The organism is Paenibacillus sp. OT2-17 (genome assembly GCF_009827695.1).
GTDB classification, from domain to species: domain Bacteria; phylum Bacillota; class Bacilli; order Paenibacillales; family Paenibacillaceae; genus Paenibacillus; species Paenibacillus polymyxa_B.
Genome location: NZ_WUDQ01000609.1, coordinates 1 through 2098, shown reverse-complemented (window position 1 = coordinate 2098; position 2098 = coordinate 1). Strand labels below are relative to the sequence as shown.

The following is a 2098-nucleotide window of genomic DNA, read 5'->3' as shown; positions in this document are numbered from 1 at the left end:
CAGAATGGAAGTTGCGCTCATACTGAACTCATCAAGTCCCAGACCCAGCAGCAACGGAATTGCTGTTGTATCTCCTGCCATTTCGCCACACATACCAACCCAACGTCCTTCACGGTGAGCGGCATCAATAACCATTTTCACCAGACGCAGAATGGATGGATTGTATGGTTGATACAGGTAAGAAACCCGCTCGTTCATGCGATCCGCTGCCATTGTGTATTGAATCAGATCGTTTGTACCGATACTGAAGAAATCCACTTCTTTTGCGAATTGGTCAGCCAATACCGCTGTAGAAGGAATTTCTACCATGATGCCCAGCTGAATTTCTTCAGATACGGATACACCCTCGGTTACCAACTTTTCCTTTTCTTCCAACAAAACAGCTTTAGCTTCACGGAATTCGTTCAGCGTAGCAATCATTGGGAACATGATGCGCAGGTTACCATGCACACTCGCACGCAACAAAGCACGCAATTGAGTGCGGAAAATATCCTGGCGATCCAGACACAGACGAATAGCACGGAATCCGAGGAACGGATTCATTTCTTTCGGCAGGTCCAGATAAGGAAGTTCTTTGTCGCCACCGATGTCCAAAGTACGAACTACAACCGGTTTACCTTCCATTCTTTCCAGAACGGTTTTGTACGCCGTATACTGTACTTCTTCGGATGGAAGCTTATCGCGTCCCATGTACAAGAACTCCGTACGGTACAAGCCAACGCCTTCACCACCGTTGTCCAGAACACCAGCTACATCATTAGGCGTACCAATATTGGCTGCCAGTTCGACATGGACACCATCGACAGAAACCGTAGCTTCGCCGCGCAGCTTACGCCACTCTTCGCGTTGCTTGTCGTATGCCACCTGTTTAGCACGGTATTCCGCAACAATCTCTTCGGTAGGGTTCACGAATACGTGACCATCCAAACCATCAACGATAATCAAATCACCGCTTTTAGCTTGAGACAATATATTTTTCGTTCCCACAACTGCAGGAATTTCAAGTGAGCGAGCCATAATAGCCGAATGCGAAGTACGTCCGCCGATGTTCGTTGCAAAACCTTTAACAAATTCACGGTTCAGCTGAGCTGTGTCGGAAGGTGTCAAATCTTCTGCAAGCACAATCGTTTCTTCGGCAATTTCTGCAGGACTAACAAAATGAACACCAAGCAGGTGATTCAGGATCCGCTTGGTTACATCACGCATGTCCGATGCGCGTTCTTGCAAATAGGCACTTTTCATGTTTTCAAACATGGAAATGAACTGTGTAGCTACTTCATTCAAAGCATAGTCAGCATTAAGCTGCTCGTCTCTGATTTTAGCTTTAACCGGATCGATCAATTCAGGATCATTCAGGATGAGCAGGTGAGATGCAAAAATTTCTGCTTTTTTCTCTCCCAGCTCCTGAAGCGTTTTCTCCTTAATCGATTCCAATTCGGTTTGAGATTGTGCCAAAGCCGCATCCAATCTCGCGATTTCAGCTTCAACATCACCAACCGCGCGTCTCTCTACAGCGTAATTCGGATGCTCCAAGATAAACGCCCGGGCAATGGCTATGCCTGCCGAAGCGGCAATCCCGGAAATTTTAAGCATGAACTTCGCCCAGCCCTTCGTTAACGATTACATTTTCAAGAGCTTTCAGTGCTTCGGCAGCTTCAGCGCCTTCGCAGATAATGTTAATAGTATCGCCTTGTTCCAGACCCAGGGACAATACACCCAGAATGGATTTCAAAGTTACTTTTTTACCGTTAGCTTCGGCAAAAGATTCAGCACCGCTGAATTTGTTAGCTGTATTTACCAGCGCAGTTGCAGGACGTGCATGGATACCGTCTTCATCCGTAATTCTAAAAGTTGTTTGCATAATTTGTTCCTCCCACTTTCCTAAAGATAATATTTGTTTACACGCAGTATACCAGATCATTGATCAGACGGCCTAAGCCGCCTAATCAACTAATCCGAAACACATAGAGTTTATTTTATCGTAATTATACCATCTTCGCCAGCCTTCAATACTCCAGTTTTGTTTAAAGTTACCGAAGAACCTTCTGGAAGGTTAGTAAAAATGACAGGTGAGATGATGGATTTAGCGTTTGCCTTC

The 2098-nt window shown here is 45.6% G+C and carries 2 protein-coding genes; both read right to left on the bottom strand.

Annotation, left to right across the window (positions count from 1 at the left end):
- Positions 1 to 1593 (bottom strand): phosphoenolpyruvate--protein phosphotransferase (ptsP, locus tag GRP75_RS25175; RefSeq protein WP_160790694.1); only part of this gene is annotated, 1593 nt, incomplete at its 3' end.
- On the bottom strand, positions 1586 to 1861 hold the full coding sequence (locus tag GRP75_RS25170) for an HPr family phosphocarrier protein (protein ID WP_013372579.1): 276 nt from the start codon (positions 1859 to 1861) through the stop codon (positions 1586 to 1588). The genes GRP75_RS25170 and ptsP, both read right to left, overlap by 8 nt.
- Positions 1862 to 2098 lie beyond the last annotated feature (237 nt).